This is a genomic window from Vreelandella sulfidaeris Esulfide1 (assembly GCF_054072535.1).
Genome location: NZ_CM133364.1, coordinates 4,142,066 through 4,169,029 on the forward strand (window position 1 = coordinate 4,142,066; position 26,964 = coordinate 4,169,029).

General features: G+C 55.1%; 28 protein-coding genes. 13 read left to right on the plus strand and 15 right to left on the minus strand.

Annotation, left to right across the window (positions count from 1 at the left end):
* Window positions 1-63: 63 nt before the first annotated feature.
* From ACW44H_RS19245 to yccS, 4 genes are all read left to right on the plus strand, one after another.
* Complete coding sequence (locus tag ACW44H_RS19245; RefSeq protein ID WP_457506083.1) at window positions 64-1,275, plus strand: NAD(P)/FAD-dependent oxidoreductase; 1,212 nt, start codon at window positions 64-66, stop codon at window positions 1,273-1,275.
* A 107-nt stretch (window positions 1,276-1,382) separates the two neighbouring features.
* Window positions 1,383-1,655, plus strand: a complete 273-nt coding sequence (locus tag ACW44H_RS19250; RefSeq protein WP_018918476.1) for an HU family DNA-binding protein — start codon at window positions 1,383-1,385, stop codon at window positions 1,653-1,655.
* Window positions 1,655-2,011, plus strand: a complete 357-nt coding sequence (locus ACW44H_RS19255) for a hypothetical protein (RefSeq protein WP_113270157.1) — start codon at window positions 1,655-1,657, stop codon at window positions 2,009-2,011. The genes ACW44H_RS19250 and ACW44H_RS19255 overlap by 1 nt, the downstream gene beginning before the upstream one ends.
* 174 nt (window positions 2,012-2,185) lie before the next feature.
* The gene (gene yccS / locus ACW44H_RS19260) at window positions 2,186-4,399 is read left to right on the plus strand and encodes a YccS family putative transporter (RefSeq protein WP_457506084.1); all 2,214 of its coding nucleotides are present in this window, start codon (window positions 2,186-2,188) and stop codon (window positions 4,397-4,399) included.
* Here yccS and recG read toward each other — a convergent pair.
* Window positions 4,396-6,474 (minus strand): ATP-dependent DNA helicase RecG, encoded by a 2,079-nt coding sequence (gene recG, locus ACW44H_RS19265; RefSeq protein ID WP_457506085.1) that lies wholly within the window; start codon window positions 6,472-6,474, stop codon window positions 4,396-4,398. The two genes, yccS and recG, sit on opposite strands and share 4 nt — an antisense overlap.
* A complete protein-coding gene (locus ACW44H_RS19270; RefSeq protein ID WP_457506086.1) occupies window positions 6,471-7,400 on the minus strand; it encodes a hydrogen peroxide-inducible genes activator in 930 nt (309 codons plus the stop codon). The genes recG and ACW44H_RS19270 overlap by 4 nt, the downstream gene beginning before the upstream one ends.
* A 183-nt stretch (window positions 7,401-7,583) precedes the next feature.
* Between ACW44H_RS19270 and ACW44H_RS19275 the strand changes: the two genes are divergently transcribed.
* Window positions 7,584-8,465, plus strand: a complete 882-nt coding sequence (locus tag ACW44H_RS19275; RefSeq protein WP_457506087.1) for an SDR family oxidoreductase — start codon at window positions 7,584-7,586, stop codon at window positions 8,463-8,465.
* An 11-nt stretch (window positions 8,466-8,476) separates the two neighbouring features.
* Here the strand turns inward: ACW44H_RS19275 and ACW44H_RS19280 are convergent, their stop codons facing one another.
* The 4 genes from ACW44H_RS19280 to gmk form a co-directional block, all read right to left on the minus strand.
* On the minus strand, window positions 8,477-8,866 hold the full coding sequence (locus ACW44H_RS19280) for a RidA family protein (RefSeq protein ID WP_113270167.1): 390 nt from the start codon (window positions 8,864-8,866) through the stop codon (window positions 8,477-8,479).
* Between the two features lie 97 nt (window positions 8,867-8,963).
* Window positions 8,964-11,093: a RelA/SpoT family protein gene (locus ACW44H_RS19285; RefSeq protein ID WP_113270168.1), complete on the minus strand. Its 2,130-nt coding sequence runs from the start codon at window positions 11,091-11,093 to the stop codon at window positions 8,964-8,966.
* A gap of 32 nt (window positions 11,094-11,125) precedes the next feature.
* Entirely contained in the window at window positions 11,126-11,383 is a 258-nt protein-coding gene (gene rpoZ / locus ACW44H_RS19290; RefSeq protein ID WP_113270169.1) for a DNA-directed RNA polymerase subunit omega, read from the minus strand.
* Window positions 11,384-11,500: 117 nt separating this feature from the next.
* Entirely contained in the window at window positions 11,501-12,133 is a 633-nt protein-coding gene (gene gmk, locus ACW44H_RS19295) for a guanylate kinase (RefSeq protein ID WP_113270170.1), read from the minus strand.
* Between the two features lie 137 nt (window positions 12,134-12,270).
* On the opposite strand from gmk, the gene ACW44H_RS19300 reads away from it, so the two are divergent.
* On the plus strand, window positions 12,271-12,966 hold the full coding sequence (locus ACW44H_RS19300; protein WP_457506088.1) for an extensin-like domain-containing protein: 696 nt from the start codon (window positions 12,271-12,273) through the stop codon (window positions 12,964-12,966).
* A gap of 18 nt (window positions 12,967-12,984) precedes the next feature.
* On the opposite strand, the gene ACW44H_RS19305 is transcribed toward ACW44H_RS19300, so the two are convergent.
* Window positions 12,985-13,236, minus strand: coding sequence for a hypothetical protein (locus ACW44H_RS19305; protein ID WP_457506089.1), 252 nt, complete (start codon window positions 13,234-13,236; stop codon window positions 12,985-12,987).
* Window positions 13,237-13,327: 91 nt separating this feature from the next.
* Window positions 13,328-14,539 (minus strand): MFS transporter, encoded by a 1,212-nt coding sequence (locus ACW44H_RS19310; protein WP_457506090.1) that lies wholly within the window; start codon window positions 14,537-14,539, stop codon window positions 13,328-13,330.
* A 232-nt stretch (window positions 14,540-14,771) separates the two neighbouring features.
* Here ACW44H_RS19310 and ACW44H_RS19315 point away from each other — a divergent pair, with 232 nt between their 5' ends.
* A complete protein-coding gene (locus tag ACW44H_RS19315; protein ID WP_457506091.1) occupies window positions 14,772-15,383 on the plus strand; it encodes a DNA-3-methyladenine glycosylase family protein in 612 nt (203 codons plus the stop codon).
* Window positions 15,384-15,386: 3 nt separating this feature from the next.
* On the opposite strand, the gene ACW44H_RS19320 is transcribed toward ACW44H_RS19315, so the two are convergent.
* The 3 genes from ACW44H_RS19320 to ACW44H_RS19330 form a co-directional block, all read right to left on the minus strand.
* A complete protein-coding gene (locus ACW44H_RS19320) occupies window positions 15,387-16,262 on the minus strand; it encodes a pirin family protein (protein ID WP_457506092.1) in 876 nt (291 codons plus the stop codon).
* Window positions 16,263-16,374: 112 nt separating this feature from the next.
* Window positions 16,375-17,415 carry a zinc-dependent alcohol dehydrogenase family protein gene (locus tag ACW44H_RS19325; RefSeq protein ID WP_457506093.1) on the minus strand — a complete coding sequence of 347 codons (1,041 nt, stop codon included), beginning with the start codon at window positions 17,413-17,415 and terminating at the stop codon, window positions 16,375-16,377.
* 59 nt (window positions 17,416-17,474) lie between these two features.
* Window positions 17,475-18,050: a histidine phosphatase family protein gene (locus ACW44H_RS19330; protein WP_457506094.1), complete on the minus strand. Its 576-nt coding sequence runs from the start codon at window positions 18,048-18,050 to the stop codon at window positions 17,475-17,477.
* A 95-nt stretch (window positions 18,051-18,145) separates the two neighbouring features.
* Here ACW44H_RS19330 and ACW44H_RS19335 point away from each other — a divergent pair, with 95 nt between their 5' ends.
* The 3 genes from ACW44H_RS19335 (at window position 18,146) to ACW44H_RS19345 (ending at window position 19,992) form a co-directional block, all read left to right on the plus strand.
* A complete protein-coding gene (locus ACW44H_RS19335; protein ID WP_457506095.1) occupies window positions 18,146-18,280 on the plus strand; it encodes a DUF1016 N-terminal domain-containing protein in 135 nt (44 codons plus the stop codon).
* A gap of 159 nt (window positions 18,281-18,439) precedes the next feature.
* Window positions 18,440-18,745: a helix-turn-helix domain-containing protein gene (locus tag ACW44H_RS19340; RefSeq protein ID WP_457506096.1), complete on the plus strand. Its 306-nt coding sequence runs from the start codon at window positions 18,440-18,442 to the stop codon at window positions 18,743-18,745.
* Entirely contained in the window at window positions 18,742-19,992 is a 1,251-nt protein-coding gene (locus tag ACW44H_RS19345) for a type II toxin-antitoxin system HipA family toxin (protein WP_457506097.1), read from the plus strand. Before ACW44H_RS19340 ends, ACW44H_RS19345 begins: the two co-directional genes overlap by 4 nt.
* A 348-nt stretch (window positions 19,993-20,340) precedes the next feature.
* Here the strand turns inward: ACW44H_RS19345 and ACW44H_RS19350 are convergent, their stop codons facing one another.
* On the minus strand, window positions 20,341-20,547 hold the full coding sequence (locus ACW44H_RS19350; RefSeq protein WP_457506098.1) for a DUF1016 N-terminal domain-containing protein: 207 nt from the start codon (window positions 20,545-20,547) through the stop codon (window positions 20,341-20,343).
* Window positions 20,548-20,880: 333 nt separating this feature from the next.
* Window positions 20,881-21,759 (minus strand): YicC/YloC family endoribonuclease, encoded by an 879-nt coding sequence (locus ACW44H_RS19355; RefSeq protein WP_457506099.1) that lies wholly within the window; start codon window positions 21,757-21,759, stop codon window positions 20,881-20,883.
* Between the two features lie 134 nt (window positions 21,760-21,893).
* Here ACW44H_RS19355 and rph point away from each other — a divergent pair, with 134 nt between their 5' ends.
* Window positions 21,894-22,643: a ribonuclease PH gene (gene rph / locus ACW44H_RS19360; RefSeq protein WP_457506100.1), complete on the plus strand. Its 750-nt coding sequence runs from the start codon at window positions 21,894-21,896 to the stop codon at window positions 22,641-22,643.
* Between the two features lie 103 nt (window positions 22,644-22,746).
* Here the strand turns inward: rph and ACW44H_RS19365 are convergent, their stop codons facing one another.
* Entirely contained in the window at window positions 22,747-23,514 is a 768-nt protein-coding gene (locus tag ACW44H_RS19365; protein ID WP_113270179.1) for an exodeoxyribonuclease III, read from the minus strand.
* A 141-nt stretch (window positions 23,515-23,655) separates the two neighbouring features.
* Between ACW44H_RS19365 and pyrE the strand changes: the two genes are divergently transcribed.
* Window positions 23,656-24,321: an orotate phosphoribosyltransferase gene (gene pyrE / locus ACW44H_RS19370; RefSeq protein WP_457506101.1), complete on the plus strand. Its 666-nt coding sequence runs from the start codon at window positions 23,656-23,658 to the stop codon at window positions 24,319-24,321.
* Here pyrE and ACW44H_RS19375 read toward each other — a convergent pair whose 3' ends face one another.
* Complete coding sequence (locus ACW44H_RS19375; RefSeq protein ID WP_457506102.1) at window positions 24,322-24,792, minus strand: tRNA (cytidine(34)-2'-O)-methyltransferase; 471 nt, start codon at window positions 24,790-24,792, stop codon at window positions 24,322-24,324.
* 99 nt (window positions 24,793-24,891) lie between these two features.
* On the opposite strand from ACW44H_RS19375, the gene rep reads away from it, so the two are divergent.
* Complete coding sequence (gene rep / locus ACW44H_RS19380) at window positions 24,892-26,961, plus strand: DNA helicase Rep (RefSeq protein WP_457506103.1); 2,070 nt, start codon at window positions 24,892-24,894, stop codon at window positions 26,959-26,961.
* Window positions 26,962-26,964 lie beyond the last annotated feature (3 nt).

Below are 26,964 nucleotides of genomic sequence, written 5' to 3' on the forward strand. Positions count from 1 at the left end.
GGGTAATTAGTATAACATAATGCCTTTAAAGGCTTTTTTTCCAGAAACTCTTTTGGTGTTTGCATGCTCGCATCCCCCCATACGCAGGCAGTTTCAACATTTCACACTGAGCTAGTCATTATTGGTACTGGAATGGCCGGTATAGGCCTTGCACGTGCACTGCGACGCTTGGGTGATCAGCGCTCCATTACAATGATTAGTGCTGACAGCGGTGATGATTACAGCAAACCACTGCTTTCAACCGGCGTTGCCAAAGGACTAGCCCCTGACCAATTAGCACAGCGCAGCGCCGCAGAACTTGGCGATGAGCTGAACGCTCGCATTGTTACCCACACCCCAGTAAGCACATTGGATGTGGATAACCGATCAATCCTTCTTGAAGATGAGCAAGCTTCCAGTTATGAAAGACTAAGCTACGACACCCTCGTATTAGCCACTGGCGCTGCACCGCGAGAGCCTTTCAAAGTCGATCCCAGCGTGTCTTCGCGCTGCTTGGCCATCAACAATTTAGATGACTACCGTCGCTTTTATGCAGCTTTAGACCACCGCCATGTTCGAGTGGCAATTATTGGCGCGGGGCTAGTCGGCTGTGAGTTTGCCAACGACCTGCACGCGGGGCGCCATCAGGTCAGTATCGTTGCCCCTGAAACTACACTGCTTCCACGCTTGCTGCCCGCCCCATTGGGCAATGCCTTAGGCGCAGCCTTCAGCGAGGCAGGTATCCATCTCTACTTAGGCCGCACGATCAACTCGATCGCGCCCCACAGTGTTGAAGGCATCGTATTACGCTTAGATAATGGTGATACTGTCAGCGCTGATTTAGTGTTGATGGCCACTGGCCTTGCGCCTCGTACGGCGCTTGCCGAAGCTGCTGGTTTAAGCGTATCGCCTACTGGCATAGAGGTGGATCGCCAGCTGCGTACTTCGCATCCAGATATCTACGCCTTGGGCGATGTCGCTTGCGTAGACGGCGTTAATGCCATGTACGTACAGCCGCTGCAAGCCAGTGCTAAAGCGCTGGCAGCAACCCTAACGGGCACACCAACTTCTGTCAGCTTTGGCGCATGGCCGGTAGTGGTTAAAACACCGCTGCTGCCGGTGGTGGCCTACCCACCAAAAGAAACACCTGAGCGGTGGCGAATTGAAGGCGAAGGCGGCGATATCAGTGCCTTGGCTGAAAATAAAGACGGACGTTTGATTGGTTTTGCGTTGACAGGCGGCTGCGTGAGAAGGAAAGTGGAGCTTTCCAGAGCAGCACCTACGCTGCTAGGCTGATTTTCGCCGCGTTCGCGATTAGGCTAGATAAGCTAGCCTAATCAAGTGACGCACCCAACAACATACATTTGCTTTTCGCTCGAAACATTAATAAAGGGAGATTCCTTATGCGCAAACCTGAACTCGCTGCTGCGATCGCTGAAAGTGCCGACCTATCCAAAGATAAAGCAGGCCAAGTGCTGAACGTCATTTTGGATGAAATCACTAACAGCGTTGCTAAAGGCGAAGATGTCGCGTTAATTGGCTTTGGTACTTTTACCGTACGTGAGCGCGCAGCCCGTACCGGTAAAAATCCGCAAACCGGTGCCCCGCTGCAAATTCCGGCCAGCAAAAACGTCGCCTTTAAGCCAGGCAAAGCGCTTAAGGACGCTGTTTCCTAATGAAACTCAAGTTGACGCTGTGGCTGCTGGGCGTGATGCTCAAACGAGCCCTGCGCCGCAAGCCGCGCTTTCGCGAGCAGTTAGAACGTATGCGCGGCTTGGACTGGGGGATTGCCACGGAAGACCTAAGCATTGCCCGCTACTACCGGATGACGCCAAAAAGCATCAGCACCGGTAATGGGCTACCCGTGGACCTAGATCTCGAGTTACGTTTCCGTGATCAGGATACTGCCTTGAGAGTCCTCAAAAAGCCCACCCAGCAGGCCTTTCTCGACGGCATGATGAGCGGCAGCGTGCGCTTGGTGGGAGACTCTGCCGATATGAACAAGTTACAAAAACTACTCAAGTATTTGTAGCTCTCACCCGCCACGTATACGTGGCGGGGTTTACCCCTAATCTCCATCCCAACCCCCTCAACACCGGTTAACTTTTATTGGCTACTTTCTGCCGTAACGCGAAGACAACCACGGCTTTTAGCCTCTATACTAGCTGCTTATACTAAAGTCTAATAATCACCCATAAGAGCTTCTATGCCTATTTCTTTGCCGCTGCGGCGCCTTTGGACGCTGGATAAATTCGCCTATAGCCTGCGCGTATTTATAGCCTTCAGCGGTGCGCTGCTGTTTAGCGGCTTAATGGGTGATGTCGCGCTGGTGATTCCCCTCTTTCTAGGCATCATCGCCTGTGCGCTGTCTGAAACTGACGACAGCTGGCAAGGTCGCTTTCAAGCTCTGCTGGTCACCCTGGTGTGTTTTACCTCGGCGTCTTTTATTGTCCAGTGGCTGTTTCCCTGGCCGTGGCTGTTTGCCATCGGACTGGGGGTTTCTACCTTCACCCTGATTATGCTTGGCGCCATCGGCCAGCGTTATGCCACGATTGCCTCGGGCACGCTTATTCTATCGATTTACTCAATGATCAACATCGAGCAGCATGGCGGCGTGGATGAGGACGTGGCTGCACGCCAATTGCTGTTGTTGGCAGGAACAGTTTGGTACGGATTAATCTCGGTGGTGTGGTGCGCGCTGTTTTCACGCCAGCCAGTGAAGCAAAGCATGGCGCGAGTGTACAAAGCGCTGGGCGAGTTTTTGATTCTGAAATCGGCGCTGTTTGAGCCGGTGCGGGGCGTAGATGTGGAGGCACGTCGGGTAGCACTGGCACGCCAGAACGGCAAAGTGGTCGATGCACTTAATCAAGCCAAAGAGATGATTTTTAGGCGCTTAGAGGGCCAGCGCGGCGATCGCAAGCTCAACCGTTACCTGCGCATCTACTTTATTGCCCAGGACATCCATGAACGCGCCAGCTCTACCCACTACCCTTACAGCGCGCTCAGCAAAGCGTTCTTCCATCATGATGTGCTGTTTCGCTGCCAAAGGCTGCTGGATCAGCAGGGGCGCTCCTGCCGCCAGCTAGCCAAATCACTGCTGCTCAATCGCCCCTTCGATCACCAGCAGAGCGAAGAGGCGCTGGCTGACTTGCACGCTTCCATCGAGAACCTACGTGACCGCGGCAAACCCGAATGGCAACCGCTGCTTTACCCGCTCAGCGCCCTGGCAGAGAACTTGGCCACTTTGGAAAACCAACTCGCCAGTGCCCACAATCCTGGTGTCAGCGATGAACGGCGCGACAGCTCACTGTATGACCGCTCGCCGTCCAGCCTACTGGAAGCGTGGAAACGGGTACGGCTTAACTTCACCCTCGGCTCGCCCACTTTTCGCCACGCGGTGCGGCTCTCCATTGCACTCATGGCGGGCTACGGGCTGCTGCAGTGGATCGACCCCGAGCAGGGCTTTTGGATCCTGCTCACTACGCTGTTCGTCTGTCGCCCGAACTTCGCTACCACGCGTCGGTTCCTATCGCAGCGAATTCTGGGCACGGTACTGGGCTTAGTGGTGGGTTGGGCATCCATCAGTCTCTTCCCTCATCCGCTGGTACAGAGCATGATCGCCGTGGCCGCTGGGGTGTCGTTCTTCGCTAACCGCGAAAAACATTACGTGATCGCCACCGCCTCGATCACGCTGCTGGTCTTATGCAGCTTCAACCAAGTGGGCGACGGCTACGACTTGATCCTGCCGCGCCTGCTCGACACCCTGCTTGGCTCCCTGATCGCGGGCTTAGCGGTGTTTTTTATTCTGCCCGACTGGCAGGGACGCAGGCTTTACCGCGAAGCCGCCAACGCGCTAAATAACCACCGCCGTTACCTGGAGGAGATTATCCACCAGTACGAGGAGGGCAAGCAGGATGACTTGGCTTACCGATTGGCGCGGCGCAATGCCCATAACGCCGACGCGGCGCTCTCGACGCTACTCACCAATATGCTCCATGAGCCGGGACATTACCGAAAATTGGATGCAGACAACGGCCTGCGTTTTCTGGTGCTTTCCAACACCCTGCTTAGCCACCTCTCCGCCCTGGGGGCTCATCGCCATCAGTTGGCAGACGATGAAGACGACGCCACGCTGGTGCCGGTAGCTAAACGTATTGGTGAGCTATTAGGCCAAATCGCTGAACAGCTCAATAAACGCCAACCGGTTGAGGCAACAAAGGAGCAAGCCGCCGAACTGTTAGCCCAGCTAGAAGAGCAGAGTGCGGTAGCAGCGGACGAGCCAGCCATTACACTTTATCGCCCTATCCAAAGCCAACTACGCCTCATCGCTGAGCAACTGGCCCCGCTAGGCGAAGCCGCTAATCGATTGGTGGGAAGTGAAGAGAGTGAAAAGCACGCCTCCAACAGCGTCTCTGCTTAAACCTGCCCATAGCGGCCTGCAGCCTCACCCAGCCAGCGACGCACCAGCACGGCCGTGACCTTAGGGTCGCCTTGCAGCGTTTGGGCGAGTGCCGTTACCCGCTCCAACAAGTCCGCATCGCGTTCAAGGTCTGCGATTTTCATCTGCGCCAAGCCGGTTTGGCGGGTGCCGAGCACTTCGCCCGGGCCGCGGATTTCCAGGTCTTTCTCGGCAATGCGGAAGCCGTCGGTGGTTTCGCGCATGACGGCAAGACGCTGGCGCGAGCTTTTCGACAGCGGCGGATGATAGAGCAGCACGCAGAAGCTTTCGGTGCTGCCCCGACCCACCCGGCCACGCAACTGGTGAAGCTGAGAAAGCCCTAGGCGCTCGGGGTTTTCAATAATCATCAGGCTGGCATTGGGGACATCTACGCCCACCTCGATTACCGTGGTGGCCACCAGCAAATCCAGCTCCCCCGCTTTGAAGGCAGTCATTACCTCGGCTTTCTCGCTCGATTTCATGCGTCCATGCACCAAGCCTACCGCCAGCTCGGGCAACGCTGTCGTCAGTTCATCACGGGTCACTTCGGCGGCCTGACACTGCAGCACTTCAGACTCATCAATGAGTGTGCACACCCAATACGCCTGACGGCCTTCACTGCAAGCCAAACGGATGCGTTCGACCACTTCTGGGCGCCGCTCGTCGGGCACCACCACGGTTTTCACCGGTGTGCGGCCGGGCGGCAGTTCATCGATTACCGAGACATCCAGGTCCGCATAGGCGCTCATGGCCAGGGTGCGTGGAATCGGGGTGGCGGTCATGATCAGCTGGTGCGGAGTGAGTCCGCCCGCTTCCCCTTTCTCGCGCAGCGCCAAACGCTGGTGCACGCCAAAGCGGTGCTGCTCGTCAATAATCGCTAGCCCCAGGCACTCAAAGTGTACGTCGTCCTGAAACAGCGCATGGGTGCCCACCACCATCCGCGCGCGCCCATCGGCAATCGCCGCTTTGGCATCTAGCCGCGCTTTGCCTTTGAGCTTGCCCGCCAGCCACGCCACTTCGATCCCCAGTGGCTCAAACCAGGCTTTGAACGAGCGGTAGTGCTGCTCGGCGAGAATCTCCGTCGGTGCCATGATGGCCGCCTGGCAGTTGCCCGCTAGCGTTGAGAGCGCGGCCATGGCGGCGACCACGGTTTTACCCGAACCCACATCACCCTGGATCAGCCGCAGCATCGGCGCGGGGCGGCTCAAGTCGTGGCTAATCTCTTCCAGCACGCGGCGCTGAGCACCGGTCAGTGCAAAAGGAAGCTGGGCCAGGAAGCGCGCCTGCAGGCTGCGCCCAGACGGTAGCGTTGGCGCGCCATCGGCCTGAATGCGCAGGCGCACCTCGCGAAGGCTTAATTGATGAGCGAGCAGCTCTTCCAACGCTAAACGCCGCGTGGCAGGGTGGTGGCCGCCGCTAAGTTGTTCGATGTTCACATCCGGCGGCGGCTGGTGTAGCAGGTGAAGGCTGGCGTGGAGGCCGGGTAACTGAAAGCGTTGAAGCAGCGTCTCGGGAATCACATCAGGCAGCGCCTCGGGGGCGTTATCCAGCAGCCCGAGCGCCTGCTGCGCCAGGGCACGCAGCCGGGGCTGGTTCAAGCCTTCGGTAGTGGGGTAAATAGGCGTGAAATACTCCTCTACCGGCGTTTCACTACCACCACTGAGGCGGTATTCAGGATGATAAATCTCTAAGCCGGTGGCACCGGCGCGCGCTTCGCCAAAGGCGCGCACCGTGGCGCCGGGGCGCATCTGTTGCTGCTGGGCGGGCGAAAAGTGAAAAAAGCGCAGGCTGAGAATACCGCTGGCATCGCGCAGGCGAACTAACAGGCTGCGGCGACGCCCCTTTACCACATCGCAGGCGGTCACTTCGCCCTCAATGACCGCTTCTTGGCCCGATCTCAGCAGGCCTATTGGCGTCAGCCGTGTACGGTCCTGATAGCGCAGCGGCAGGTGAAACAGCAGATCACTGACCCGCTCGATCCCCAACCGGCCAAGTTTCAGCGACAGCGCTTCGCCCACGCCTTTCAGCGCCGTAATGGGCGCGGCGAGATCGCTCATGGGGCGCTGTTCACGGCCTTGGCAGGCTGCTGGCAGTGGCTGATCGCCTGGATGAGCGCTTCAATGGCTTTGGGCCGCGGAAAACTCGCCCGCCAGGCAATCGCCACGGTACGCGATGGCGCCGGGTCAACAAACGGCCGACTCACTAACATGGCATTCTCATACTGATTAGTGCCCAGCGCCGACTGCGGCAATACCGTAATGCCCAACCGGGAAGCGACCATATGGCGAATGGTTTCCAGCGAGCCGCCTTCGGCAATCAAGGTGTTGTTGGGGCTGTTGAGCTTTTGGGTAATCGCCGGGCAGGCTTCCAGAATCTGATCACGGAAGCAGTGCCCTTCGCCCAGCAACAACAGCCGCTCTTCGAGTAAATCCTCTTTATTGATCGCTTCGCGTGAAACCCAGGGGTGATTGGCGGGCATCAGTACTTCAAAAGCTTCGTCGTAGATCGGTTTAGTAACCACGTCGGTTTCGGTAAACGGCAGGGCCACAATAATCACATCCAGCTCACCGCTTCTTAGCTTGGCGCGCAGCGTGCCGGTCATGCCCTCTTCAATGTACAGCGGCATCTGCGGCGCCGCACTTGCCAATGCAGGAACCAAATGGGGAAACAGATAAGGGCCAATCGTATAAATCGCACCAATGCGCAGCGGGTTGGCCAGCTGATCTTTACCCGTGCTGGCCAGCTCAAAAATCAGCGTGCTCTGTTCCAGCACACGCTGCGCCTGGGCAACAATTTTTTCGCCCAGCGGAGTAACTTGTACGGTAGACTTGGAGCGCTCAAACAACGGCGTTTCCAATTCCTCTTCCAACTTTTTCACCGCGACCGAGAGCGTGGGCTGTGAAACGTGGCAGCGTTCCGCCGCACGGCCAAAGTGACGCTCCTGGGCGAGGGTTACGATGTAGCGAAGTTCTGTTAAAGTCATAGCGGTGCCAGTGGCATCCTCTCGTAGCAGCTCGTGACTAATATCATGGCGGTCAGCGGGATGGAAAAGGACAAGCAAGCTCTGCCGACGGTTTCCTCATCTGCCGTGTTCTAAAGCGACAATGTCACATTAGGTAGAGACTTTGCATCTAATAGGGAATATTAATCAAGAGGAGTGAGCACGGTGAAGCTAACCGTACTGATTATCGGCTGTGGCGATATTGGGATCAACCTTGGGCGTGAGTTGCTTGAGGAAGGGCACCAGGTGATTGGCTTACGTCGCAATGTCGAGGCTTTGGAAGGCACCGGTATCAAACCGCTAAAGTTGGATTTAAACGACCTCGAAGACGCCGAACCCAGCAGCCTTCCCCAAGCCGACTATGTCGTCTACACCGTCAGCGCTGATCGTTTCGAGGAGAGCGCCTATCAAGCCGCCTACCCAGAAGGGTTAAAGCGCGTGCTGCGTATCATGGAACAACACAAGACGCCCCCGCGCCGAGTGTTTTTCGTCTCATCGACCAGCGTGCATGGCCAACAGGAAGGCGAAGTCGTTAACGAGGAGACCCCCCCCGATTCGACCAGCTTCTCTGGCACGCTGATGTGTGAAGCGGAACAGGCGCTGATTAATCATTCGCTACCCGGTACAGTGATTCGTTTTTCAGGCATTTACGGCCCGGGCCGCGACCGGCTGATTCATCAGGTGGCTGAGGGCCGTGTGGCCGCAATCACGCCAGTGGTGTACTCCAATCGTATTCACCGCGACGACTGCACCGGCATTATTGCGCACTTGATTCGCTATCAGGAAAGCGGCGAAACACTGGCGGACATTTACTTAGGTAGCGACTGCGAACCCGTTACCATGCACAACGTGATGATGTGGCTGGCCAAGCAATTGAACGTAGAGGCCTCAGAAACGATGCAGTCTCCTTTGCGTCGCCGTACCAGCAAACGGTGTGATAACCAGCGCATTATCGGCACTGGCTACCAGTTTCGCTTCCCCAGCTACCGTGAAGGGTATGCACAGGTGCTCAAAGAGGGCGGCTTTCTAGAGGTCAATAAGGCCTAGGCCAGATTGGCTTAATCGCCAATGACCATAACCGCTTCAGCTTCTACCTGACTGCCTTTGGGGAGCGCTTTTACACCGACGGCAGCACGGGCGGGGAAAGGAGCGGTGAAGAACTCTTCCATGACTTGGTTAACGATCGCAAAGTTATCCAAGTCCACTAAATATAAATTCAGCTTCACGATATCGCTTAACGAGCCCGCCGCTTCTTCACACACTGCTTGCAAGTTAGTGAAGACTTGGCGTGCTTGAGCTTCAAAATCCTCGGAGACAATCGCCATGGTCGTGGGATCTAGCGGGATCTGCCCGGAGAGATAAACCGTGTTACCTGCTTTAATGGCCTGGGAGTAAGGACCAATCGCAGCGGGGGCTTTGCTGGTGTTGATAACGGCTTTATTGCTCATGCGGTGTTTCGCTCCTTAATGAATATTGCTTAATTACTTAATATTTATAAATAGCAATTGCTGCCGATTTGTTATCAGCATGTCGTTGTGTTCGGTGTTAGTTGGCGAGTCGGGTAATTTTGCTAACGCTGGGTAAATTACGGATGCGTTTAATGATCCGTGCCAAGTGCACACGGCCTTTCACTGACAGTGTTAGATTGACGGTGGAAAGGTGGGCATCGCGCTCTTCAATGCCAATCCGTTCGATATTAGCATCGGCATCGGTGACCAGCCCGGCAAGCTCGGCGACCAATCCTCGGCGGCTCTCAATTTCGATACGCAGCGCCACCGGAAAATCTTCATCAATGGTGTCCGACCACTCAAGCGTGAAGAGTTTATCGGGATCGTTCTTATCAGTAACGTTCTTGCATTCGGCGCGGTGAACGACCAAGCCTTTGCCCACAGAAAGATGGCCCACCACAGGGTCGCCTGGCAGCGGATGACAGCAACGGGCAAAACTAATCACCATGCCTTCGCTACCACTGATCACTACTGCCCGACTCCCCTCACCCGCATTTTGCTGTTCGTAATTGTCGCCGTGCGCGGCATCCACTAACCGACGCGCCACTACATGAGTCATGCGGTTCCCTAAGCCCAGCGACTCTAACAGCGACTCTTCAGAGGAGACGTCCAACTGCTTAAAGGCACGTTTGAGTACACTCTCATCGAGTTCTTCCAGACTGGTGTCGAACGGCGCTAACGCTTTATTGAGCAACCGCCGTCCCAGCATGACCGCTTCGGTCTGCTGCTGATGTTTAAGCGCATGACGGATCGCCGAGCGCGCCTTCGCCGTAGTGACAAAGTTAAGCCAGGCGAGATTAGGTCGTGCGCCGGGAGCGGTGATAATTTCCAGCGTCTGACCACTCTCTAAACGCGTTGAGAGCGGCGCCAAGTGGCGATCGATACGACATGCAATGCAGTTATTGCCGATATCCGTGTGCACGGTGTAGGCGAAGTCGATTACGGTAGCTCCCTGAGGAAGTTCCATAATGTCGCCTTTGGGCGTAAACACGTAGATATCGTCGGGAAAAAGGTCATTTTTAACGTGTTCGATAAACTCTAACGAGTCGCCGGCATGGCGCTGCATTTCCAGTAGGCCCTTCACCCAGGCGCGAGCACGGGCATGGCTACCCTCGGCAATCGGATGAGAAGTTTGCCCCGCCTTATAAAGCCAGTGAGCGGCGATGCCGTTATTGGCCATAGCCTCCATTTCGCGGGTGCGTATCTGTACTTCGATGGGCATACCGCGGGAACCGAACAACGTCGTATGCAGGCTCTGGTAGCCGTTAGCTTTAGGAATCGCGATATAGTCTTTAAAACGTCCCGGCACTGGCTTATAAAGGTTATGTACTACGCCCAGAATACGGTAACAACTGGCCACGTCTTCGGTGATGATGCGAAAACCAAACACATCCATAATTTCGGCAAAGGGCTTACGCTGGTCGCGCATCTTTTTATAAATCGACAGCAAATGCTTTTGCCGCCCAATCACCGTGCCGTTAAGGGCATCATCATCCAGGCTTTTTTGCAGCGACGACTGGATTTCACGCATGGCACTGCGCCGGTGCCCTCGCGCTTTAGCAACCGCACGCTTAATGCGCTCTGAACGCATCGGGTGAATCGCTTGAAAGGAGAGATCTTCGAGCTCAATGCGGATGGTGTTAATACCCAATCGACCGGCAATACGCGCGTAAATTTCCAATGTTTCACGGGCGATGCGGCGCTTCTTATCTGGCCGCAGCGCACCCAGCGTGCGCATGTTATGCAGCCGATCGGCAAGCTTGACGATAATGACGCGGATATCGCGCGACATCGCCAGCACCATCTTCTGGAAGTTTTCTGCCTGAGCAACGGCTTTATCTTCGAAGGTGATTTGGGTAAGTTTGGATACCCCATCTACCAGCTCGGCCACCGGTTTGCCGAACTGGGCCTCAAGGGCCTTTTTGGAAACGCCGGTGTCTTCGATAACGTCATGCAGCATGGCAGCCATCAGGCTTTGATGATCCATGTGCATATTGGCAAGAATATTCGCTACCGCGAGCGGATGGGTAACGTAAGGCTCGCCGGAGCGCCGCCGCTGACCATCGTGGGCCTGCTCAGCGTAATAAAAGGCACGTTTGACCTGCTGGATTTCATCCGGTGGTAAATAGCCGCCGAGTCGATCGGCCAGGTCATCAATGGTAAACATCTACCGCGCCTCTATCGGTGTCGTAGTAAACGTTAGTCGTCGATATGAGTTGGTGCCATCGCGGGACGCGGACGGACAGCGGCTTCAACGGGCTCGTCCAGCACCGTATGATCAACCAAGCCTGCGGCAATTTCACGCAGTGCCATCACGGTGGGCTTGTCATTTTCCCACGGCAGTAGCGCATCACGAGACCCGCGCGCCAGCTGGCGAGCACGCTGAGTGGAAATCATCACCAGCTTGAAACGGTTTTCAACATTATCAAGACAATCTTCAACGGTTACGCGAGCCATGGGAGCCTTCCTGTTATGACGGAACCGGGCCGACACCGTTATAAAAAAGCCAACGGCGCCGACCCAGCGAAAAAACGCATTTAGAACTGTACTAAAAACACAGTAGAACCGAATAGATTACTCGACCGCAGGCGCCTGTGACAAGAGCGCAGCTAATAGCGGCGCGTGGCGCTCGCTCATTACCGGGCGGCTTAAGCGTCGGCTGATCACCAATGACTGTAATTCCTGCAGCGCCGTGGTGAAGTCATCATTCACTACCAAGTAGTCATATTCATGATAATGGGTCATTTCACTCACTGCATCGCGCATACGTCGGGCAATCACCGCATGCTCATCAGTGCCGCGGCTCGCGAGGCGCCGCTCCAACTCATCGCGCGAAGGCGGTAAAATAAAAATCGACACCGCTTCAGGCATTTGATCACGCACTTGCTGGGCACCCTGCCAGTCGATCTCTAGTATGACGTCTTGCCCTGCTGCCAATAATGCCTCTACTGCCTTACGCGAGGTGCCGTAGTAGTTATCAAAGACGTTGGCATATTCAAAAAACTCACCACGCGCGATCATCGCTTCAAACTCAGCCACATCAGTGAAGTGATAATTCACACCATTCACCTCACCCTCGCGCTTGGCGCGCGTGGTGTGCGACACAGAAACCTGAATCCCATCCAGGCTTTCAATTAGCTCGCGTACCAAGCTAGTCTTGCCTGCACCCGACGGGGCAGAAACGATAAAAAGCGTACCTTGGGACATGAAGCGCTTTCCCTTCAGTTAGCGACAATAAGCCATGAAAATAAGTAGAGCGACTGCAGCAGAGCAGCAAGGCTGCGCAGTATCGCACACCCATCGCGATGACTGTAGCGTTGGCGGTGACATACACGGAGGTAGACATGCGCAGTACGCTTTTTATTTTAGGCCTGATTGCATTGGGCGTAGCCCTACAAAAAGGCATTATCGAGATTCCCCGCCACTGGGCGCCCTGGGCACCGCTGCACATTGATGACCCCATCACGCCGGTCACTCAACTCAAGCTAAACCGCTTGGCGGATGATCGTGCTGGCTGTTTAGCTGCGTTAGATACGGTTCCCGGAGGTGAACTGCATTACACACCATTGGCGGATTACTCACCTACGGCAAGCTGCCCGCTGTCCAACATCGTGCGCATGCAGTCTAGTGGCGTTGCATTTAATCAAAGTTTTGTAGCGTCCTGCCCTATGGCGCTGGCATGGGTAATGTATGAGCGGCACGCATTACAGCCTGCTGCAGAGGAAATAATGGGCAGCCGAGTGAGCCAGGTCAACCATGTGGGCAGCTTTGCCTGCCGCAATGTCTATGGCCGTGAAACCGGTAGGCGTAGCGAACACGCCACCGCCGAAGCGCTGGATGTTGTGGGGTTTGTGTTTGAAAACAGCCAGCGCGTTACCCTGATCAATCACTGGGATGATGAAGGCGAAACGGGAGAGTTTTTACGAGCCGCGCGTGATGGTGCCTGCAATACCTTTGGCAATGTATTGGGGCCGGATTACAACGCCGCGCATGCAGACCACTTCCACATGGGCATGCGCGGGTTTCGGCTATGTCGTTAACGAATCAACCAGCACTACTTAGTCGAGGCTAACATCGTCTTCATCCGTGGCGGCGCCTGTGGCAGCACCTACACCACCACCAATAACGGCACCTTGGGTTACGCTACCGCCAGTTGCCGCGGCAGCACCCGCGCCGACGGCAGCGCCAACACCGGCACCGCTAGCAGTACGTTCACCTGTCGTTGAGCCGCAGCCCGACAAACCGACGGTTAGCGCCACCAACGCGCCTAGAGTCACTATACGTGTCGTTTTGAATAAATGAGTTTGCATGATCATCTCCATATGGGTTGCAACCCTTACACACTAGAAAGAATTTGACGTAATTGCCACGTTAATTATCACTGTTCGATAACTAAAAAAGCTAAGCACGCTGTGCCACGGCGCTGTAAGTGCGCTTTTCCAGCCAGCGCCCAGCCGCAAAAATCACCAACCCACAGAGCGCTAAGCCAGCACCGACTAACCCCGTACTCGACCAACTAAAACCAGCGCTGATCGCCAGCCCCGCCAACCACGCGCCTAAAGCATTCGCTCCGTTAAAGGCCGCATGATTGAGCGAGGCCGCCATGGTTTGGGCATCTTCGGCCACATCCATCAAACGTGTTTGCAATGAGGGCGCCAACGCTATGCTGGTCCCCACTAAGCCGACAAACAAAAGCCCCGTCCAAACGTTATTCGCGGCAAAGTAAAACAGCCCTTGAATCACCCCGCACCACAGCAGAATAATCGGAATGGCGCGCATCAAATTTTTATCCGCCATGCGCCCGCCGATTAAGTTACCGGCGATAGAACCCAAGCCAAAAATCACCAACACCAGCGGCCCCAGCGCCTCACTCATGCCTGCCTGCAGGGTTAACGTTGGCATCACATAGCTAAAAATAGCAAACATCCCGCCGCAGCCGATGCAGGCGAGTGCCAACGTGACCAATACCCGCTGTTTAAGCAGCGCGGACAGCTCACGCACGGGGCTGGCTAGCGTATCCACAGGCTGGATCGGCACATAAAACCTGATCAATAGCGCGGTGAGCAGCGCAATGCCCCCGACCCCCACAAACGCAATCTGCCAGCCAAACAGATTGCCGGTCCAGGTCCCCAGCGGTGCTCCTATCAGAATCGCCACCGTTAAGCCCATCATCACTCGGGAGATAGCCCGTGCCCGCTGGTCGACCGGCACCGCTCCCGCCGCCACCAACGCTGCAATGCCAAAATAAGCCCCATGAGGTAAGCCCGCCAGAAAACGCAGGCCCACGAATGACCAAAAACCCGGTGCAATGGCACTGGCAATATTGCCTACCGCAAACACCAACATCAGCACAATTAATAGCAACCGCCTGGGTGCTCGCGCGGCCAGCGCTGAAATCAATGGCGCCCCTACCACCACGCCCAAGGCGTAACTACTAATGGCATAACCCACCTGGGGTACTGTCACGGCTAAATCACCCGCCACGCGGTTCATCAACCCCATAATGACAAACTCGCTAGTGCCAATCCCAAAGCCACCCAGCGCCAACACAAACTCTGCCAAACGCGGGTTACGCGCCAGCCCTTGGGACGACGAAGCTGTCGAATTCTGCATGCTTATCTCCTTGGGATACCGTACTTGTGGGTATCTCGCTTAGCGCTAAATGATCGCAGGATTAGACGAAAGTAGAAACACGCTGCGTTTAAAAAGTTAGCAAGCGAAATGCATAGGACCCCTAAACCAAGTACCTGGCCGTCATTGAGCTTTCTCAACGAGTCTGGGCACAATGCTCACTTAATATGCGGCTCACTTAACACACTGTTTAACAAACCAGCACGAGGTCGCCATGACGCCCGAAACAATCGAACAGGCCATGCTGGCGTTAGCCGAGGCCGACCCAGATATCGCCCGCGCTCTGCCGCTGGTGGGCGCCCCCTCGCCACGCGAACGCGACAGAGGCTTCTCTACCTTCTTCTCCACTATCGTTAGCCAGCAGATATCTACCGAAGCCGCCCGCGCCATTATGGGCCGCGTCAATACGCTGCTACCGGAATTGCATGCCAAAGCGGTCATGGAAGTGGAAAGCCAAGCGCTGCGCGATGCGGGGCTTTCCTGGCGCAAGATTGAGTACGCCAAAGGGCTTGCAGAGGCGGAGCTTGCTGGCACCTTTAGCGCCGATGGGCTTGAGCACCTTAGCGATGAGGAAGTGATAACGGCGATTACCGCGCTGCGCGGCTTTGGTCGCTGGAGCGCCGAAATCTATCTGATGTTTTCGCTCAAGCGCCCGGATGTCTTCCCCGCGGATGACCTTGCCCTGCGAGTAGCGCTGGGCCGCCTAAAAGGCATGGACCACAAACCCACGCCCAAACAGGCGCGCCAGCTAGTCGAACACTGGGCGCCCTGGCGCAGCGTGGGTTCGCTGTTTCTTTGGCATTATTACCGCGGCGAGCCGCTTTAAATATTAAGCATCCAGCCCGCCGAATTTGCCGTTCTGATAATCGTCGACCGCCTGAACGATCTCTTCGCGGGTATTCATCACGAAAGGGCCATGTGAGTAGAGAGGCTCATCGATCACATCGCCGTGGCCAAACAGTAGACAAGCGTCGCTGCTGGCTTCGATCAGTAGGCAATCGCCGTCGCGATCCACTTCAATGAGATGGTGAGGCTGAACTGGCTCTCCGCTCACTTCGACATCACCCTTTACAACGTAAAGAAACACCTGCCGCCCTGGGGCAATGGGTAATCGCTCATGTGCACCGGCAGACAGCTGCAGCGTCGACATGAAGACGCCGGTTAATGACTCGATAGGGCCGGCGCGATCCTGCCACTCACCGGCAACCAGGTTCAGCGTACTGCCGCCAGGTAACGTAATGGCGGGTATGTCCGCCTGCTGCAGCCCCACATAGCGCGGCTCGCTCATTTTCAGATTCGCTGGCAGGTTGACCCACAGCTGCAGAATTTCCAGCGGGCCACCTTCGCGCAGAAACTCGGGCGGCGAGATTTCCGCATGCACAATGCCACTACCCGCGGTCATCCACTGCACGCCGCCCGCATGGATCACACTTTGATGGCTGGCGCTGTCCGCATGCGCCAGCGAACCTTCCAGTATAAAAGTGACCGTTTCAAACCCGCGGTGCGGATGCGGGCCAAACGGCAATCCACGGTTATTGGCCGGGTACGTCTGTGGGCCGTGATGATTCAAAAACAGAAATGGATCGAGCTGCTCTAACTGCGGTCCCGGCAGCGGCCGCCGGGTGACTAAATCGCCAATATCATCGCGCTTGGCTGGATGCTGGGCGATCACGCGGCGCACGGTTGGGTTAGTATCTGATGACATTACTCACTCCTTATCAATACCCCCAGCGTAAAACCTACAGCGGCAGATGAGGAGCGAATAATTTGCCTCGTTTCGTTGCAGGAAATTGTTATTAACAAGCTGAGCGGTTTCCTCAAAACTCGGTCACCACCGTCACCCCCGCTCCTGCGAACTTATCCATATTCATCAGCGCATCGATCGACTGCTCGAGCGTGATGCATTTGCCGATCAGCTTTTCCGGCGCCAGCTTTCCCGACTCGATCATCGCCAGCATGGCGTCGTAACGATGCGCCTGCATGCCATGGCTACCCAGTATCTCAAGCTCATTGGCGATCACCTTGCTCATGGGAATGGCGGGCGTGCTGTTCTCGGCCAACATCAACCCGACCTGAACATGCTTGCCACGTTTACGCAGGTTGCTGATGGAGTTAAAGCAGGTCATTGGATGGCCTAGCGCATCCAGCGATACATGAGCGCCTCCCCGGGTTATCTCCACCACCGCTTCGACCACATTGGTTACCTTAGCGGCATTCACGGTGACAGTGGCGCCCAATTGGCGGGCCAACTTAAGCGCCTCTTCCGAAATATCGATAGCGACCACGTTGGCGCCAATCGCATTGGCAATCATCACAGCAGAAAGCCCAACACCGCCACAGCCGTGAACCGCCACCCACTGGCCTGGCGCTGTGTTGCCCTGATCTACCACTGCCCGAAATGAAGTGACGAACCGGCAACCCAAACTCGCCGCCGTCGCAAAATCCAGTGTTTCAGGAAGCGCGACCAAATTGACGTCGGCGTAGTGAATGCCTACATACTCGGCAAAGGAGCCCCAGTGGGTAAAGCCGGGCTGAAACTGGCTATCGCACACCTGATGATTGCCCGAGTAGCACTCAGGGCAAGTACCGCACCCGCCCACGAAGGGCACCGTGACGCGGTCGCCAATGCGCCACTTTTTGACGTCTTTACCCACGGCTTCCACAACGCCAGCAAGCTCATGCCCCGGCACATGGGGAAGCTGGATATCGGTGTCATGCCCTACCCAGCCGTGCCAATCGCTGCGGCAAACGCCGTTCGCCCTGACGTTCACCACCACGCCATGCGGCTCAGGGGTGGGGTCAGGCAGTTGTTGAATGGTCGGCGGGGCGGAAAATTGCTCAAAAACAACGGCTTTCATAACGAATCCCTAACCTAAATCTTTTTACTTTATAACGGCTCCTGTGGAGAAGACGCAAATTACTGGCCGCTAATGCGTACTCGCCCCACGACCCGAAACGAATCATCCGTTGGACGCACCACGATCATCTCACCCGAGCCAACGCCGCCGCCAATCAACGCGGTGATATTGACCTGATGAGTGACCAACAACAAATTGCCCGACCCCTGCCAGGCAGCGATCTGCTCTTGAGCCGTTTGGGTGATGAACTCCTGATCTCCGCGCCCACGAAAGAACGAATCCAGCCAGGGAGTAAGCGTTACAGGCCCCAGCGCCATCAACTCAGCGGTATCCAGCGCCCGGCACCAGCGCGACGAATACACCGCCGCAATGGGAATATCTCGCTCACGAAACGCGCGGCCAGCGGCTTCAGCCTGATTACGGCCAGCCGTTGAGAGATTGCGCTGGGTATCGCAGCGGTCACGCTCAAACCCTGGCGGGTCACCAATGCCAGGGGCCAGGGAGTGGCGCATGAGAATCACCAAGCCGCCTTCCTTAAGCGCCTGCCAGGTAGCGTCGTTTGCTTGGGCGCTGATAGGTAGCGCACCCAGCACACAGAGCAGTAGGATTAAGGTGAGATGGCGTAGGGTGGGCATAGGTTGAAGTTCTCCATCGATGGCAAACAAGAACCGCTCTAGCCCCGTTCGCTGGTTGTCTGGGCAAGAACTTTGATGTCACCAACTTGCGTAATATGCGCCACTTTTACCAGAGCTTTCCAAAACGGAACGCAGTGCGTACCGTTTTGAGTTGGGCGCACTATCGCACCCTACTGCGGGTGAAGAATACCCAAGCCCGCGACTGGTATTTAAAAGAAACTATCAATTAAAGCTTGAGAGTCTTTAACTAGGACTATATTCCCACAATCATGTAAAAGATGGGAACATAGTCCTTTTTCTTGGTGCGACGATTTGAATTTTTTTAAAGTTGGACTATATTCCCACTATGTTTTTAAAAATGGGAATATAGTCCCTTTAATGGTAATCGTATGGCAAAGCGAAACTTACACAGCGTGCTGTTTCCAAAGCAGCGCAAAATTCTCACTCATTTTGGTGAGGATTTGTTGCTAGCAATGAAGCGACGAGGGTTGACCAAAAAAATGCTCTGCGAGCGAACAGGCTTTGATCATAAAACCGTGAACAAGGTGTTTGCTGGCGATCCTGGTGTGGCAATTGGTGCCTATTTGAAAATCATGGCTGTGTTGGGTATGGAAAGTAACTTCTCTGAAGTGGCCGCACATGACGAATTAGGTATCAAACTGCAAAACATCAAACTTCTGGAAGGTTCAAAATGAGCCGTGAGTTGGTAGAGGTTTATGCGGATTGGTATCCCATTGAGCAACCACTATTAATTGGTCAATTGGCTTATAGTGACTCAAGCCGTGGCGGCGTATTTAGTTTTGCCTATGACAACGCTTTTTTAAAATCCCGCTACAGTTTGCAAATTGACCCCTTGCTGACTCTGCATGCAGGTGAGTTTCACAATGACGAAGCCGATAAAAACTTTCGTGCCTTTTTAGATTCATCGCCAGATCGCTGGGGGCGTATTTTGATGCAGCGCAGGGCGGCTATCGAAAATCGCAAAGGTATTCGGCCGAGTAATCGATTAACGGAGCTCGATTATTTGCTTGGGGTACATGATTCCTATCGCATGGGCGGAATTCGCTTTAAAAGACCAGACTCACCTCATTTTCTTGATAACAATGCCGAATTTTCGGCGCCCCCCATGGCAGCGCTTCGCGAGTTAGAGCATGCCGCCATCCAAATTGAAAAAGACGATAACATCAACAGTGATGAATACTATCGGTGGTTGAAAATGTTGATTTCTCCCGGCTCATCTTTGGGCGGTGCAAGACCAAAAGCTTGTGTTACTGACGAGCAAAATCACCTTTGGATAGCTAAATTCCCAAATTTAAATGACACCTGCGATATCGGCGCGTGGGAGATGGTGTGTTATGAGCTCGCTTTAACAGCCGGTATTGAGATGTTTCCAAGCGAGATCCGAAAATTCTCGACTCAGCACCATACCTTTTTGACCAAGCGCTTTGACCGGAGGGGTGACAAACGCCTACATTTTTCATCCGCAATGACGCAGCTCCAGTACTACGATGGTGAGCATTCGCACGGTGCTAGTTATCTTGAAATCGCAGAGTTTCTCTCTAATCAGGGCGCACAAACAAAAGCTGATCTTGTCCAATTATGGCGACGGATTGTGTTTAACATTGCGGTGTCGAACACAGATGACCACTTGCGTAATCACGGCTTTCTGTTAACCGATAAAGGCTGGAAGCTATCACCTGCTTACGATTTAAACCCTATTGTGGGAAAGCAAGGCCTTCACCTGAATATTACCGATACAGACAACGCGCTCGACTACCAGCTAGCCTTTGAAGTGCAAGATTTCTTCAGGCTGACTGAAACCGAGGCAATGCAAATTTACGATGAGGTTTTAAATGCCGTGAACCAGTGGCCATTGGTTGCACAGCGATTAGGCATCAGCCGAGCAGAGCAAACCATGAAGCAAGAGGCCTTTAATGTTTGATAGGCGTCGTGAGCAAAAAATACCTGACATAGTGATCCTGACCGATCACCACTCTACTTAGCCGCCGTCAAGATTTGCGAACTGGTTCGCTAGGCACATCGGTTGCAGATGATCACACCAAAGTTCCAGCAAGTTGTGTACTCAATGCATTCGCCTTCTATAGGTGCGCTGGCATCAGTTCATCGAGATTGATGGGGAGTTTGTGGTCAATGTGTTTTTCCCTCCCGCTCAAATACTGCAGCGATCACGCGGGATCCGACTGTCGCCCAGTTTCAAGTCGATGGCAACGAGGCGTTTCAGGCGGCGGTTGTTAAACAGCAGGTCGATGCTTTTTGCCATGCGACAAATCTAAAGCCTGCTCCAATAGAAATTGCTCCAGCTCTCTTGCGCGTAAATTTGGCTATAAAAGTCGCGCTTAAGCGTATCTTTTAAGTAGGTCGACTCTAAAAAGTTGCTCCATGACAATTGTCTCAACAGTGTCGAGACAATCCACACGCCTCGGCAAAGCCGCAGCATGTAGCGTAGGTTGTTAGCAGAGAAGCTGCGGTCGTACACCTGTTCTAATTTAAAGGCAATCTGCTCGCCATAGGCAGCTCACTGGACCTGATTGCGCACCCGCAAAGCCCATTAGTTTTAGCATGTATAAACCACTGAACTTTGAACATCTGCCTCTGGTAAAGACAATCAATATACGTTTACCGATTGCGCTAGTATTTGCCATTTTTGAATTACGTACCCCACAACAATGTGGGGTGGCTATTAGCTAATTCAGTAGACAGCTACAGCGTCAGCGGCTATGCGAGTCAAAGTGCTCGCACATTGGCTCATCGGCTTAGTTTGAAAAGGGCGGTGCATTGTCTTTATCAATTCAGCAAGGCCAATACTTCGTCACTCAATATTCTGAATCTGTTCCCGCATCTGCTCGATCAACACCTTCAGCTCTACCGCACAGCGGGTAGTCTCAGCCACTACCGATTTGGACGAGAGCGTATTAGCTTCGCGGTTGAGTTCCTGCATCAGGAAATCCAAACGGCGGCCTTTGGGGCCTTTCTGGGCGAGCTGGTGACGCACTTCTTCGATATGCGCGGTTAGGCGGTCTAGTTCTTCATCTACATCGGCTTTTTGCGCCACCAATACCAGTTCGGCTTCCAGGCGCTGCGGGTCGAGTTCAGTTTTGGCGACTTCCAGGCGCTCAAGCAGTTGGGCGCGTTGGCGTTCCAGGATCTGCGGTAGCAGGCTGCGTACGGTGGCGACCTGTTCGCTGACTGCCTTCAGACGGGTAGCGATCATCTCAGCAAGCTTCTCGCCTTCCCGGGCGCGGGCGTCGATCAGCTCATTCAGGGCCTGATCAAACAGCGCTTTGGCGGCAGCCTTGATGGCGTCTTGGTCCAGATGCTGAGTCTCCATCACACCGGGCTGGTTGAGTAGCGCAAGTGTGGTGGGTGGCACCGCGCTGGGCACTTGCTGCTGAATGGCCGCCAGGGCATCGGCAATCTCTTTCAGGCGCTGGGCATTCACCGCAGGCGCTTGTGCGGTGTCGGCGCTCTCGAACCGCACGCTGCACTCGACTTTACCCCGCGCCAAACGGGTGCGCAGCGCTTCACGCAACACGGGCTCCAGGTCACGCAGGCTTTCGTGTAGGCGGAAGTGAGGCTCTAAATAGCGTTGGTTTACCGAGCGAATTTCAACCTGCAAGGTACCAAAAGGGGCGGCCTGCTCGGTGCGGGCAAAGGCGGTCATGCTGTGTACGCGGCGGAAAGCAGCCATGGTTTATCCTATTAGTGAATATCGGTTTATAAGGCATTGCCAACAGTCTACCCGATAGGCCAATCAGCATGCGCCCAGACGTGTACAATGGACGGCTTTTCCTTGTAATGCGTTTATTGTGAGAGGTGCTATTTGTGAGCAGTGCTAAGCGTCCTGACGTTGTTCGCCCTAGTGGTCGCCAGCCTGACCAGCTTCGTGAGATTCGCCTGACCCGCGATTTTACCCGCCATGCGGAAGGCTCCGTGCTGGTGGAATTTGGTGATACCAAGGTGTTGTGTAATGCCAGTGTAGAAGCCACGGTGCCTCGCTGGCTGCGCGGCAAGAATCAGGGCTGGGTAACGGCAGAGTACGGCATGCTGCCCCGCGCGACGCATTCGCGTAGCAATCGAGAAGCGACCAGTGGTAAACAGGGTGGTCGTACGCTGGAGATCCAGCGCTTGATTGGTCGGAGCCTACGCGCCGCGGTCAATTTGAAAAAGCTGGGCGAATTCACCATTACCGTGGATTGCGATGTGATCCAGGCCGATGGCGGTACCCGCACCGCGGCGATTACCGGTGGCTGCGTGGCGCTGATGGATGCCATTCGCTACCTGCAGCGCGAGAAGAAGATTAAAAGCGACCCCTTCAAGCAGTTGGTGAGCGCTATTTCCGTGGGTATTTACAAAGGCGTGCCGGTGCTGGATCTGGACTACCCGGAAGACAGCAAAGCCGATACCGACCTGAACGTAGTGATGACCGAAAGCGGCGAGCTGATCGAAGTGCAGGGCACCGCCGAGGCAGGCGCATTCACCCGTGCCGAACTAAACGGTATGCTCGATTTGGCCGAGAAAGCAGGTGATGCACTGCGCGACCATCAGCGCGAAGCGCTGGGTATTCGTGGTTAAACGTTGAGCCCGTTACAACGCAACAAGCCGACTCAAGAGTCGGCTTGTTGCTTATGACTACTACTGACAGACGGCGACGCGGGAAAAGTGCGTTGTCTAGCGCTTATAGCGCTAGGTCGTACTCAATGATCAGCGGTGCGAACTCGGAGAAGGTCGCATCGTAATCAATCCACGCGTCAACCACGTGGCGGCGGAAGTTGGGGCCGACTAGCTGATAGTCGATCCGCCAGCCTTCTTGGCGCTCACGGGGCACGTCTTGGTCAAGCTTCGGCCACCAGGTATATTCACCTGCATCGCGGTTAATTTCGCGGAAGGTATCGATAAACCCGGTGGGGCCAAGCACCTGATCCATCCAGGCGCGCTCTTCGGGGCGGAAGCCTGAGGTCAGTTGATTGTCCGACCAGTTGGCCAAATCGACGGTTTTATGGGCAATATGCCAAGTACCACAGAGAATATATTCGCGGCGTTTACGCGACATCTTCGTCAGGTACTCTTGGTACTGATCCATAAATGCCTGTTTGGCTTTTTGGTCACTTCCGTCAGGCATCAGGAAAGAGACGATACTGAAGCGTTCATAATCCGCCTGCAGAAAACGTCCTTCATGATCACACTGAGGGAACCCCAGGCCATACATAATCGCCTTGGGGATTTTACGGCAATAGAGTGCCACACCGGAGAAACCATCCTCTTCGGCATCCAGGAAGTAGCCTTCATAGCCGTCCGGATACAGAATATGGTCACCCAGTTCAAAACTTTTTGCCTTGATGTTCTGCACGCAGACCACGTCGACATCCTGCTGAGCCAGCCAGTCCAGGAAGCCACGATCAACGGCATCACGAATACCATTGACATTGATGCTGGCAATTTTCATAAATCGTCCCTTTTGCGTCGCTGCTGTATGATACCCGACGTTTAGACGTTTGGGTAAAGGCGCTTACTAAAACTTGCCATTTACCCTCCTTTTATTGTTGCTTTCGTGCCGTTTTAAACCTAACGCCTAGTGAGGAATGCTGTGGTCACTACTCTACAACCCTATCAGCGCGATTTCATTGCCTTTGCCATTGAGCAAGGCGTGCTTAAGTTTGGCGAGTTTACGCTTAAATCCGGCCGCGTTAGCCCCTATTTTTTCAACGCCGGGCTGTTTCAAACCGGGCGTGCTCTGGCCAAACTGGGGCGTTTTTACGCCCAGGCGATTGTCGATAGCGACTTAAACGCCGATGTCCTGTTTGGCCCGGCGTACAAAGGCATCCCCCTGGCAGCGGTGACCGCAGCGGCGCTGGCCGACCATCACGACCGCGATATGCCTTACGCCTTTAACCGCAAAGAAGCCAAAACCCACGGCGAAGGCGGTAACATTGTCGGTGCACCGCTGGCTGGCGATATTTTAATTATTGATGACGTGATTACCGCGGGCACTGCCATTCGCGAAGTGATGAGCCTAATCGAGCAAAGCGGCGCCCGCGCCGCAGGCGTCATTATAGCGCTTGATCGCCAGGAGCGCGGCCAAGGAGAGCAAAGCGCGATCCAGGAAGTACAAGCACAGTACGCCATGCCGGTCGTCAGTATCGTCACTTTAGAGCAAGTACTCACTTACTTGGAAGAGCACGCCGGTGGAGAAATGCTCGCCTACGCCGAAGCCATCAGGGCTTACCGTGACCGCTATGGGATTGCTAGTTAGTTAGCTAAAACCTGCGCCAGCAAAGCCTTGCTGGCGCCACGCTTCGTAGCTCACAATAGCCACCGCGTTGGAGAGGTTCAGGCTACGGTTATTGGGCTGCATAGGCAGGCGCAGTTTGTGCTCAGCGTCTAGCACTTCGTGCACCTGGGGTGAAAGCCCGCCGGTTTCCGAGCCGAACAGCAGTACATCGCCTGGGGCAAAGTCGGCATCGCTGTAGGTGCGCGTGCCTTTAGTGGTGATCGCCCAGATGCGCCGCCCCTGCATCGCCTGCTGAAAAGCGTTAAAATCCGCGTGGCGGGTCACGTTGTCGATATCACGGTAATCCAGCCCGGCGCGGCGCAGCTTTTTCTCTTCCAGATCGAAGCCAAGCGGCTCAATCAGGTGTAAACGGCAGCCATTGTTGGCGACCAAGCGCATGATATTGCCCGTATTGGGCGCCATGCGCGGTTCAAAAAGCGCTACTTCAAACATCTCCACCTGCCTGTTTATTATGCCTTCGCCAAGCGGCTGATTGTACTTGAAACCGTACTTGAAGCCGACTAGCAACTCTCGTAGAGGATGACCGACGCCATGACGCCTGCCACGCCCAAGAACATTCTTAGCCGCATTAAAGGGCTAAACCCGCGCCAGCAGGAAGCCGTGCGCTACATCGATGGTCCTTGCTTGGTATTGGCGGGCGCCGGTTCGGGCAAAACCAGCGTGATTACCACCAAAATTGCCTATCTGGTGCAAGAGTGCGGGATGAGCGCGCGTAAGATTGCCGCGGTGACCTTTACCAACAAGGCCGCCCGGGAAATGAAAGAGCGTGTCGGCCAAATGCTCCACGGCAAAGAGGGCCACGGGCTTACGGTCTCCACCTTCCATACCCTGGGGTTGAATATTATCCGCGGCGAGCTTAAAACCCTGGGCTACAAGCCGGGCTTTTCGCTGTTTGACCCGGAAGATGCCAAGGCGCTGTTGCGCGATTTGATGAACAAAGACGCCCAGGTGGACGCCGAGCAGATCAATGCCGTGCAGAGCAAAATTTCCACCTGGAAGAATGACTTGGTACTGCCCAGCGATGCCCTCTCGTTTGCCGCCGATGACGATGAGCACTTTGCCGCCCGGGTGTATGAAGCCTACGTACGCCATTTAAAAGCCTACAATGCGGTGGATTTTGACGATCTGATTCTGCTACCGGTGGTACTACTGCAACGTGATCCTGATGCGCTGGAACGTTGGCGGCGCAAAATCCACTATATGCTAGTGGATGAGTACCAGGACACCAATGTTTCTCAGTACCTGCTGGTGAAACTACTGATGGCGGAGCGCTCCACCTTTACCGTGGTGGGCGACGATGACCAATCGATTTATGCCTGGCGCGGCGCTCGGCCTGAAAACCTGATTACCCTAGGCGAAGATTTCCCTCGCCTGAAAGTCATCAAGCTTGAACAGAACTACCGCTCTACCGCCACGATACTGCGCGCCGCCAACACGCTGATCGCCAATAACCCCCACGTTTACGAGAAGACCCTGTGGTCGGATATGGGCGACGGTGCGGCCATTCGGGTCATCGTGAATCGGCATGAAGAGGCGGAGTCCGAGCGGGTTGCCAGCGAAATGCTCACGCGCAGGATCAAAGAGAAGGCCGAGTGGCGCGACTTTGCGGTGCTTTATCGGGGCAATTTTCAGGCGCGATTACTGGAGCTGAAGCTGCAGCACTATCAGATTCCTTACAAGCTCTCTGGAGGTACGTCGTTTTTCTCGCGTAACGAGATTAAAGATGCTATGGCTTACCTGCGCCTGCTGATTAATCCCGCCGACGACAACGCCTTTTTACGCATTGTGAACGTGCCGCGCCGTGAAGTGGGCCCCGGCACCGTTGAGAAACTCGCCAACTACGCTACTGAGCGCTCGATATCGCTGTTTGCCGCCTGCCACGAGTTAGGGTTAGAGCAAGTACTGCCTACCCGAGCGACAGAGCGCTTGAGCCGCTTTACCCACTTTATTGATGGCGTGCGCAAGCGCATGGATCAGGGCGATGCGATTGCCGCTATTCGCGATATGCTGCGGGATATGGATTATGAGGCGTGGCTGTACCAGAACGCCAGCGCGCCCACGGTGGCCGAGCGACGTATGGCCAACGTGTGGATTTTGATCGACCAACTAGAAAAATCACTTAACCGCGACCCCGAAGAAAGTACCGACTCCACCGATACCGAAACCGACGGCGTTGAAGCAGCTATTTCACGCTTGGTACTGCGCGATATTCTGGAGCAGCAGGCAGAAGAGGATGACTCGGATCGAGTGCAACTACTCACCATGCATGCCTCCAAGGGCCTTGAGTTCCCGCATGTGTATTTGATGGGGTTAGAGGAAGACCTGTTGCCCCACCGCAACGCCATTGAAGTAGGCACCGTGGAAGAGGAGCGTCGCCTGGCCTATGTGGGCATTACGCGGGCGCGGCGTACGCTGACGTTGACACTTGCCCGCCAGCGGAAAGCCTACGGTGAGTTGATGGATTGCCAGCCGAGCCGATTTTTAGAAGAACTGCCTGCTGAGGATCTGGAGTGGGAAGGTCGTGCCGATAAAGAGAATCCTGAACAGAAGCAGGCGCGAGGCAAAGACGCTATCGCCGGTCTGCGTTCGCTGCTGGGGTGATAA

Coding starts and splice junctions, on each gene's coding strand:
- ACW44H_RS19245 (WP_457506083.1), top strand. CDS start 64: ATGCTCGCATCCCCCCATACGCAGGCAGTTTCAACATTTCACACTGAG.
- ACW44H_RS19250 (WP_018918476.1), top strand. CDS start 1,383: ATGCGCAAACCTGAACTCGCTGCTGCGATCGCTGAAAGTGCCGACCTA.
- ACW44H_RS19255 (WP_113270157.1), top strand. CDS start 1,655: ATGAAACTCAAGTTGACGCTGTGGCTGCTGGGCGTGATGCTCAAACGA.
- yccS (WP_457506084.1), top strand. CDS start 2,186: ATGCCTATTTCTTTGCCGCTGCGGCGCCTTTGGACGCTGGATAAATTC.
- recG (WP_457506085.1), bottom strand. CDS start 6,474: ATGAGCGATCTCGCCGCGCCCATTACGGCGCTGAAAGGCGTGGGCGAA.
- ACW44H_RS19270 (WP_457506086.1), bottom strand. CDS start 7,400: ATGACTTTAACAGAACTTCGCTACATCGTAACCCTCGCCCAGGAGCGT.
- ACW44H_RS19280 (WP_113270167.1), bottom strand. CDS start 8,866: ATGAGCAATAAAGCCGTTATCAACACCAGCAAAGCCCCCGCTGCGATT.
- ACW44H_RS19285 (WP_113270168.1), bottom strand. CDS start 11,093: ATGTTTACCATTGATGACCTGGCCGATCGACTCGGCGGCTATTTACCA.
- rpoZ (WP_113270169.1), bottom strand. CDS start 11,383: ATGGCTCGCGTAACCGTTGAAGATTGTCTTGATAATGTTGAAAACCGT.
- gmk (WP_113270170.1), bottom strand. CDS start 12,133: ATGTCCCAAGGTACGCTTTTTATCGTTTCTGCCCCGTCGGGTGCAGGC.
- ACW44H_RS19300 (WP_457506088.1), top strand. CDS start 12,271: ATGCGCAGTACGCTTTTTATTTTAGGCCTGATTGCATTGGGCGTAGCC.
- ACW44H_RS19305 (WP_457506089.1), bottom strand. CDS start 13,236: ATGCAAACTCATTTATTCAAAACGACACGTATAGTGACTCTAGGCGCG.
- ACW44H_RS19310 (WP_457506090.1), bottom strand. CDS start 14,539: ATGCAGAATTCGACAGCTTCGTCGTCCCAAGGGCTGGCGCGTAACCCG.
- ACW44H_RS19315 (WP_457506091.1), top strand. CDS start 14,772: ATGACGCCCGAAACAATCGAACAGGCCATGCTGGCGTTAGCCGAGGCC.
- ACW44H_RS19320 (WP_457506092.1), bottom strand. CDS start 16,262: ATGTCATCAGATACTAACCCAACCGTGCGCCGCGTGATCGCCCAGCAT.
- ACW44H_RS19325 (WP_457506093.1), bottom strand. CDS start 17,415: ATGAAAGCCGTTGTTTTTGAGCAATTTTCCGCCCCGCCGACCATTCAA.
- ACW44H_RS19330 (WP_457506094.1), bottom strand. CDS start 18,050: ATGCCCACCCTACGCCATCTCACCTTAATCCTACTGCTCTGTGTGCTG.
- ACW44H_RS19335 (WP_457506095.1), top strand. CDS start 18,146: ATGCGCCACTTTTACCAGAGCTTTCCAAAACGGAACGCAGTGCGTACC.
- ACW44H_RS19340 (WP_457506096.1), top strand. CDS start 18,440: ATGGCAAAGCGAAACTTACACAGCGTGCTGTTTCCAAAGCAGCGCAAA.
- ACW44H_RS19345 (WP_457506097.1), top strand. CDS start 18,742: ATGAGCCGTGAGTTGGTAGAGGTTTATGCGGATTGGTATCCCATTGAG.
- ACW44H_RS19355 (WP_457506099.1), bottom strand. CDS start 21,759: ATGGCTGCTTTCCGCCGCGTACACAGCATGACCGCCTTTGCCCGCACC.
- ACW44H_RS19365 (WP_113270179.1), bottom strand. CDS start 23,514: ATGAAAATTGCCAGCATCAATGTCAATGGTATTCGTGATGCCGTTGAT.
- ACW44H_RS19375 (WP_457506102.1), bottom strand. CDS start 24,792: ATGTTTGAAGTAGCGCTTTTTGAACCGCGCATGGCGCCCAATACGGGC.
- rep (WP_457506103.1), top strand. CDS start 24,892: ATGACGCCTGCCACGCCCAAGAACATTCTTAGCCGCATTAAAGGGCTA.